Genomic DNA, 8157 nt, shown 5'->3' on the forward strand with positions numbered 1-8157 from the left:
GATGGCCAAACTCCTTGGTACACAAGGGGTTAGCTATCCTTTGTCTTTTTTAAACTGATAAACTCGGGATTTTACCACAAATCGTCTCATTATTGTGAATCGATCTCAAAACCCCTGGTCTTTTGTTACAACTGTAGCAAAACAGGACCGAATCCTGGATAATCCCAGACTCGACCCTTTCAACAACTACTTATTCAACTTTTACGGATCCATTCCCAATTTTTATTTCATCGGAAAATACCAATCAAGAAGGACTAAAATAATCACCAGTAAAAAAACAAGATTCAAAACCACTTGAACATAATTACCACTAGAAAAATGTTTAAAACAGATAAAAATAAAGGGATTGAATAGATGACTAGATAGGCATAAAAAATATGTTGGAAAATTTTTTTCAGATTCATAAAAGCAACTGCCTTCTAAATGAGATAGCAAACTTCAATAACTAACTATATTATAGGCTAAAATTCAAAAAAAGACCAACCGCAGTCAGTCTCCTTGTGCTTAATAATCGAGAGCGTCCGCCCCTCCTGGAGCATTACCAACATAGTAACCTGTCTTTGCATTAATACTAAAGAGATAGGTACCATCTGGCTTGAAGAGGTTGAAATAACCATTTCCATTAATGATATTTACACGCTCAATAATATATTGGTCACCCACAATGTAACCATTCCGGCGGGCATCCTCCAAAATGCGCTCGAGCACACCTGGTGTAAAGAACCAAGCTGGATTTTCACTGTCCACTAGCTTAGCTGGATCATACGGAACTCGACTCAATTCCCGTTGAATCTTGATTCCCCAATCAATGTAACCACCACCAGCAGGAACCACTGGACTAGCCACTTCCGGTGTCACCACCATCGCTGGATAGGCCTGACCACCAGGTGAAATGGTTGTTGTTGCAGGAATCGGATTGACGGCTACTGCAGGCGCTGGATTGGCTGGGGCTGGTGTCTGAGCTGGAGCCGGAACTGCAGCTGGAGTTTCTGGAGCTGGCGCAGCAGCTTCAGCTGGTGCAGCCTGTGCAGGATTTGTCGCTGTCTGTGGTGCAGGCGCTGGCACTGCTTCTTGCCGTCCCATCTCCAAGGCTTGCTTGATCAACTCATTCAACTTGTCATTGCCACTATCAATGTCGCCGAAGAGCGCGGTCGCTTTAGGTTTAGCGTCCGCCTTAATCTCCCCATCAACAAGAACCGGCGTCTCAAATTGTGCATTCAAGTCCTGAACAGCCGAGATTTCCTTGGATAACTTATCATAAGTTTTCTTGGCTTTATCGTACTCCTTGGTTCCTTTTAATTTATTCAGAGCTTCTTGCAATTTTGGCAGATCCCCAAAAGCATCATTTTTCAAAGCCGTTTTTTCGGCAGATGTGTAAAAACCATCAACCAGATTATTAAAGGTTTTCAAATTCTCCTCAACCGTTTTCGCATCCTGACTGGAGCTAGCCTTAGAACTCGATTTGCTGGTTGATGAAGAAGAAGCTACCTTCTGCGAATTTTGCTGAGACTGTTGCAAAAGCGCATAGCTGGTTCCACCTAGAACCAGAATCGCCAAGGCTGCCGCAGACGAATAAATAAAAGACTTGCTCTTATAAAATGGAACTCTCAAATCCTTCCGTGATACTTCAGTTAGCTCCTCTTGACTAGCCGTTGCTAGAGCAGCCCCAAGAGCTGTCTCTTTCGCAGCCTCAGTAGCGAGAGCATCTGAGCCCTCCTCTTCCGGCTCAGCCACAACCTCTTCCGTAGCTGAAAGCATTGGCACCGTATCAAAAACAGCTGTCTCTTCGAGATCAGCAACCGGTTCTGCCTTTGGTATTTCCACTTGACTGTTAAAAGTTGGCGTCACCTTCACCAAGGACTCAGATGCTAGGTTCTCCTGAATCAGCTTGCTAGCTTCTGCCAAATCAATGGTCTGGGTGTCAAACTTAGCTTCCTGAATTTTGTCCTTGTGCTGTTTAATGTATTTATCCAAGGCATTGTCACTTGGGACAATCCCTGCTTGAGTTTCTGCATTTTTTCGTGCTGCTTCCGCAACGGTCAATTCCTGTGCTTGCTCTAAATCCAGAACGCTCTCCTGTTCTGAATTTGTCGGAATCCCATCCTTATTCGACATAGCTACCTCCTTTAATTGCCACGATTATCCGAACGTCTCACACGTTCTCCGAAATATTGGTAATAATCAACCCTTAGGGTTCCATTATACAATTTTCTCTTCTTATCTGCTAGGCTTCCATATTTGGCTTCAAATTGCTCATCACTGGTTAAGATAAACTTACTCCAGGTTTTCAGAGGGGCAAAGGTCTCCCCCATTTCTTGGTACAAACGGGTCACGCCTTCATCATCCAAAAGGCGCTCCCCGTAAGGAGGATTGGAAATCACCACCCCATTGATCAACTCTGTCCGAAAGTCTTGTAAACGCATTTGTTTAAAAGCAATATAAGTAGCCACACCAGCCCGTTCTGCATTGGCCCGTGCTAGCTCCACCATTCTCCCGTCAATGTCCGACGCCATAATTCTTAGGTCTAGGTCAGCCTTCTTGGCTGCCACAGCCGCTTCTTTTAAATTTTTCCAAAGTCTCTGATCCAACCAAGGCCAAGCTTCAAAAGCAAAGGAGCGACGCAGACCAGGAGCAATGTTTAAGGCCTTCAAGGCTGCTTCAATGACAATCGTCCCAGATCCACAGGTCGGATCCAGCAGTGGCTTATCTGGAAACCAGTTGGACAGGTTGACCAAGGCTGCCGCCATATTCTCTTTCAGAGGGGCGCCTCCCTTATCAGTCCGGTAGCCCCGCTTAAACAGACTATCCCCACTGGTATCCAACAGAATAGTCGCCCGATCTTTCAGGATTGAGACCTCAATCGAAAAAACAGGTCCTGATTCCGGCAAGGGCACTCCGTCAGGACGGGCATAAACCTTTTGCATCTTCCGTACAATCGCCTTTTTAGTAATGGCTTGAACACTCGGTTCGTTATGCAGCTTTGAGCGCACACAACGAGCTTTGGAGACAGGGAAGGCTACCCCCAAGGGAAGATAATCCTGCCAGTCGATCGCAAACACTCCCTGATACAGCTCTTCAAAAGTCTTAGCAGGAAATTCCCCCAAAACCAGTTTAATCCGGTCCGCTGTTCGTAGCCACAAATTGGCCTTCATAAAGTCTTCCTGCCCACCCTTAAAACGAACCTTGCCATTTTCAACTTGACAGTCAACTTCCATTGCGCGGAGTTCCCGTCCTACCAAGGCTTCTAGCCCTGCAGCAGCTGTCGCTACTATTTGAAATTCATTTTTCACATTACTTCCTCTATATAAAAAGCTAGCATACGCTAGCTACCTATGTGTAATTTTCTATAAGCCATGTTCTGTTCCGGAAATAACTAGGTCTTATTTCCTTCGATAATCATCTGTCTACCGATCCAAGACCGGTCAGGATACTCCGTTCGATTTCCAGGCATCCCATGCCCCGACCAAAATTTGGGTTGCTAGCTTGAGGGGTTTACCGCGTTCCACTTTTTCTGTTTCCAGAAAAACTCCGTCACTGTGGCACTTTCAGATCTATTCAAACCTATCCGTAGACTTAGCTTTTTCGATCGCCGTAACGATTTCTCGTCCCTAGGCTTATGTCTTCACCTAGCACAAACACTACCAGCATCACAGCTGGTGCTAGCATGGACTTTCCTCATACCTGACAGGCAAGTATGCGATTATCCGAAAACTACACGTCCCTTACTCTTACAAACCTTTTTCAGCAATTTGTTTGCCAAATACTTCCTTCTCCAAGCGATTCAAGCGACGTAAAATATCATAATTGGAAACAGAAGTCGCTTGTTCCTTGGGTAGGGAGCCTTGACTATAAGTTGTTGGTGCAGCTGGTTTGGCAGCACTATTTTTGAGACGCTGATTCTCTTGCTGTAGTTCCTTCACCAAAGCTGCATAGGTTTCATAGTCTTTGATAATATCATCTAAAAACTCGTCAACTTCTTCTTTGTTATAGCCTCTTACGGTTGTTTTAAAATCTTTGTCAAAAATATCTTTCGAGCTATACTTAATACTGGCCATCTCTCTCTCCGTTCTGATTTATAAGTCTAATTATATAAAATCTTGGCATATTTTAGCAAGGGCTAGCCGTTATCTTTTGAAAAATTTTCCGCCTCCTGGTTTAATTCGTAAAAGTCCAGCATTTGTAAGGGGATTCCTTTTTCCTGAACGGCTTCTTTAAGGTATTTTAGATTCGTTGGATTCTCCTCATCGTACAAAAACAGGACCTCTTGCGCATGTCTGAGCAGTAAGTCTTGGTAGGCTTTGAGCTGGCCGGGATTTTCATAACTTTCATAAGCCGCAGCTACATAATCAAGTCTTTTAAAACGGGCTAAGACTTCTTGATTGGCTTCATTCCAATTTTTTCCTTGATCTTGAAAACAAAAAACACAGGCCATCTGAAACTCGAAACCTTCAGCCCGAAGTTCTTCTAAGACATCCAAGGACCAGGCATCAAATCCCAATTGTCCGCGAAAAACAATGTAATCAATTCCTTCTTCTAAATAGCGACGATAGGTGCGTTTTAAGAGACTTTTGAGGATTGGAAGCCGGGGGTCTTTGGGAGCAAAAATTCCTAAATCAAAACTGGTATAACCTGCTGCAAGTAATGTCGGCATTTTTTAGCTAGTCCTCTTTCTAAAGTATGGTATAATTGTTGGGTGTAATGTTTTAAAGGAGACTTATGGTACAGTACCCATCGAAACTCGGTGGACGTCGCCAGACTGGACGCGCTTCGATTCAATCGGAATCGAATTTTGCCAATCGGGGAATGTCCTTCGAAAAAATGCTGAATGAGACCAATTCTTATTATCTCACAAAAAGGCGAGCAGTTATCCATAAAAAACCGACACCGGTTCAGATTGTGCGGGTCGATTACCCTCAAAGGAGTCGAGCCAAGATTGTTGAAGCCTATTTTCGACAGGCCTCAACTACCGACTATTCCGGTGTTTACAAAGGATATTACCTGGATTTCGAAGCCAAGGAAACGAGACAGAAAACAGGCATGCCCCTTAAAAATTTCCATGCTCACCAAATTGATCACATGCGGCATGTACTTGAACAGGATGGAATCTGTTTCACTCTCTTACACTTTTCAACATTACAGGAAACTTTTTTGCTACCAGCAGAAGCCCTCATTCAAAGTTTCCAAGAAGATTGGAAATCCCTCCCTATAGAGTTTATTCGGGAAAAAGGCTACTCCATTTCGCTGGGAGCCTTTCCTAGTGTGCCCTATTTGGAAATTATTGAAGAACATTTAATAGGTGGTAATTCTAAATGAAGAATTTTTCATGGCCGAGACTCGGTAAATTTATTGCCCTCGGAATGTTATCGCTCTTTCTCACATTGGTTGTGCTAGGGGGACTTGTGTTCACCTATTTTGCGATTACATCGCCAACCCTTTCGGAAGAAGAGCTTATCGCAACAGCATCATCCAAAATCTATGACAATCAAAACAACTTGATTGCAGATCTCGGATCTGAGAAGCGTGAGAATGCGTCTCCAGAAGAAATTCCCGTCGAATTGGTCAATGCCATCGTTGCAATTGAAGACCACCGATTTTTTGATCACCGGGGTCTGGATTCTGTTCGTATTGCCGGGGCTGCCCTAAACAACCTGACTTCTAGCAGTCGTCAAGGTGGTTCTACGCTAACCCAGCAATTGATCAAACTGACCTATTTCTCAACCGCTACATCAGACCAAACCTTGAGCCGGAAAGCTCGCGAAGCCTGGTTAGCCATGCAATTGGAGCAACGTGCAACCAAACAGGAAATTTTGACCTACTACATCAACAAGGTCTATATGTCCAACGGTAACTATGGGATGAAAACTGCTGCCCAAAGCTATTATGGGAAAGAGCTGAAAGATCTCAGTCTTCCACAGCTCGCCCTCCTAGCCGGAATGCCACAAGCTCCCAACCAATACGACCCCTATTCCAATCCTGAAGCTGCGCTTGAGCGTCGCAATCTTGTTCTAGGCGAGATGAAAGAAATGAACTACATCACCGCTGAACAATACGAACAAGCCATCAACACACAAATCACTGATGGACTCCAAAGTCTCCGCCGGACCGAAAGCTACCCAGCCTATCTCGACAACTACCTCAAACAAGTTATCGAGCAAGTTGAACAGGAAACAGGAAATAACCTCCTCACAACGGGTATGGAAGTTTATACAAACGTTGATATTGAAGCTCAACAGCAACTGTGGAATATCTACAACACCTATGACTATGTTGCCTATCCTGACGATGAAATGCAAGTCGCTTCAACTATTGTCGATGTTAGTAACGGTCGAGTTGTAGCTCAACTAGGTGGACGGAACCAATCCAACAATGTCTCCTTTGGGACCAACCAAGCGGTTGAAACTAACCGCGACTTTGGATCTTCCATGAAGCCAATCACAGACTATGCTCCCGCTATTGAAAATGGAATCTACGATTCCACGGGGGCCTACGTTTACGATACCCCTTATGATTATCCAGGATCTAACACTCCGATTTATGACTATGACCGTCGTTTCTTAGGAACCATTACCCTTCAGTATGCGATTCAAGATTCACGGAACGTTCCAGCCGTTCGAGCTTTAGAAGCCGTTGGTCTGGATGAATCTCTTAAATTCTTGAATGGATTAGGAATTAATTATCCTGAGATGCTCTATGCCAATGCCATCTCAAGTAATACAACCATCTCCGATCGCCAATACGGAGCAAGTTCTGAAAAAATGGCAGCTGCCTACGCAGCCTTCGCTAACGGAGGAACTTACTACAGACCGCAATATGTCAATCGCGTTGTATACCAAGACGGTACTTCCCAAGATCTAACGGATAAGGGAAATCGAGCCATGTCTGAACAAACAGCCTACATGATCACCGACATGTTGAAAACCGTTCTAACCCACAACACTGGTAGAAATGCTGCGATTGCCGGACTCTTCCAAGCTGGTAAAACCGGTACTTCCAACTATGGTGACGATGAGGTTGCTAAACTAACTCGTTCAACTGCCGGATCCTACATCGCTACTCCAGACGAGCTCTTTGTTGGTTACTCGCCACAATATGCGATGGCCGTGTGGACTGGTTACAATAATCGCTTCACGCCAATTCTCGATGATGGAATCAATGTCGCAACTAGCGTTTACCGCAACATGATGACCTACCTCCATCCAAATGGAAACGACGACTTCCCAATGCCAAGCGGACTCTACCGCAGTGGTAGCTACGTCTTCAAAAACGGAGCCAACACTTCTAACGCAGCCCGTGGCGTACGCCAGGTTCCAAGCTATAATCGTGTTGATGATGACGAAGAGGATTACATCGTGCCAAGTCCAAGCTCGACTTCTAGCTCAAATTCTGTAACCTCATCATCCTCAGATGAAACAACACCAACGTCATCCAACATGCTTGACAATGTCTTCCCAAATCCAAATACCCTACCTTCTTCGAATGTAGAAAATGACATGCCTAACAGTAATCGCAACCAAACTGGATCGGAATAATCGAGTAGGGACTAATCACTAGTCCCTCTCACACCACCGTGCGTGCCGTTCGGCACACGGCGGTTCAATTAACTTTTAACGCATGTCGTTCGAGATAATAATCTAGACAAGAAACCAGTCCTCGTTTTACTAGGGCTGGTTTTGATATAGCTCGTTTTAAAACTGACTTTTGAGCCACTAGTTGATAGTGGTCACCCCAGCCAGATACCTTATCCGCTATCCATTTCGGAACTCCTAGTTTTCTACCATTTGTCAACCATTTTTCTAAAAATTAGCCAATTTATTTGGCAGAGTGGTGCCTACTGAGCCTAGTTGGCAAGCGAAGAGAAGGGGATTTTGTGTCAAGGACTTGAGCGTCAGCGTGCCTTTACACGGAATCCCTCTTCTCTTATAATGGCTTAGCTCACAGGCAACTTTCGATAGTTTTATATCTAAGCTGAGACCAAATACCTAAAAAAGAGTACACTGAAACAGCACCTTGACTTTCAATTTTTTTCGCAAGGTGCTACAATTATATTGCACAATCCTTCTTTATCGATTTTTTGCAATATTATAGTCGTAAAGTTTATTGTGCGTTATGAGGTAATGAATCGTTCGAATGAGACGATGCATAGAGGCAATCACATGT

At 44.3% G+C, this 8157-nt stretch carries 6 protein-coding genes, 1 other RNA gene and 1 pseudogene; 2 read left to right on the forward strand and 6 right to left on the reverse strand.

The window, feature by feature from the left end:
- Positions 1-504: 504 nt before the first annotated feature.
- The 5 genes from N4310_RS08545 to N4310_RS06315 form a co-directional block, all read right to left on the reverse strand.
- Positions 505-2115: a cell division site-positioning protein MapZ family protein gene (locus tag N4310_RS08545; protein WP_276552650.1), complete on the reverse strand. Its 1611-nt coding sequence runs from the start codon at positions 2113-2115 to the stop codon at positions 505-507.
- Between the two features lie 11 nt (positions 2116-2126).
- Positions 2127-3290 carry a THUMP domain-containing class I SAM-dependent RNA methyltransferase gene (locus tag N4310_RS06300; protein ID WP_262092508.1) on the reverse strand — a complete coding sequence of 388 codons (1164 nt, stop codon included), beginning with the start codon at positions 3288-3290 and terminating at the stop codon, positions 2127-2129.
- Positions 3291-3342: 52 nt separating this feature from the next.
- Positions 3343-3712, reverse strand: an RNA gene (gene rnpB / locus N4310_RS06305) — RNase P RNA component class B.
- A gap of 16 nt (positions 3713-3728) precedes the next feature.
- Entirely contained in the window at positions 3729-4055 is a 327-nt protein-coding gene (gene gpsB / locus N4310_RS06310) for a cell division regulator GpsB (protein ID WP_160332716.1), read from the reverse strand.
- Between the two features lie 62 nt (positions 4056-4117).
- Positions 4118-4651 (reverse strand): SLOG family protein, encoded by a 534-nt coding sequence (locus tag N4310_RS06315; RefSeq protein ID WP_179924112.1) that lies wholly within the window; start codon positions 4649-4651, stop codon positions 4118-4120.
- A 65-nt stretch (positions 4652-4716) separates the two neighbouring features.
- Here N4310_RS06315 and recU point away from each other — a divergent pair, with 65 nt between their 5' ends.
- Positions 4717-5313 carry a Holliday junction resolvase RecU gene (recU, locus tag N4310_RS06320; protein WP_262092509.1) on the forward strand — a complete coding sequence of 199 codons (597 nt, stop codon included), beginning with the start codon at positions 4717-4719 and terminating at the stop codon, positions 5311-5313.
- On the forward strand, positions 5310-7529 hold the full coding sequence (gene pbp1a, locus N4310_RS06325) for a penicillin-binding protein PBP1A (protein ID WP_160332713.1): 2220 nt from the start codon (positions 5310-5312) through the stop codon (positions 7527-7529). Before recU ends, pbp1a begins: the two co-directional genes overlap by 4 nt.
- 64 nt (positions 7530-7593) lie before the next feature.
- Here the strand turns inward: pbp1a and N4310_RS06330 are convergent.
- Positions 7594-7770: pseudogene (locus tag N4310_RS06330) on the reverse strand (group II intron reverse transcriptase/maturase); the annotation flags it as partial.
- Positions 7771-8157 lie beyond the last annotated feature (387 nt).

This window comes from Streptococcus danieliae, from assembly GCF_025447695.1.
In the GTDB taxonomy this organism is placed as follows: domain Bacteria; phylum Bacillota; class Bacilli; order Lactobacillales; family Streptococcaceae; genus Streptococcus; species Streptococcus danieliae.

What these genes read in the sequence shown, in the direction of transcription:
- N4310_RS08545 (WP_276552650.1), bottom strand. Translation starts at nt 2,115, where the DNA reads ATGTCGAATAAGGATGGGATTCCGACAAATTCAGAACAGGAGAGCGTT.
- gpsB (WP_160332716.1), bottom strand. Translation starts at nt 4,055, where the DNA reads ATGGCCAGTATTAAGTATAGCTCGAAAGATATTTTTGACAAAGATTTT.
- N4310_RS06315 (WP_179924112.1), bottom strand. Translation starts at nt 4,651, where the DNA reads ATGCCGACATTACTTGCAGCAGGTTATACCAGTTTTGATTTAGGAATT.
- recU (WP_262092509.1), top strand. Translation starts at nt 4,717, where the DNA reads ATGGTACAGTACCCATCGAAACTCGGTGGACGTCGCCAGACTGGACGC.
- pbp1a (WP_160332713.1), top strand. Translation starts at nt 5,310, where the DNA reads ATGAAGAATTTTTCATGGCCGAGACTCGGTAAATTTATTGCCCTCGGA.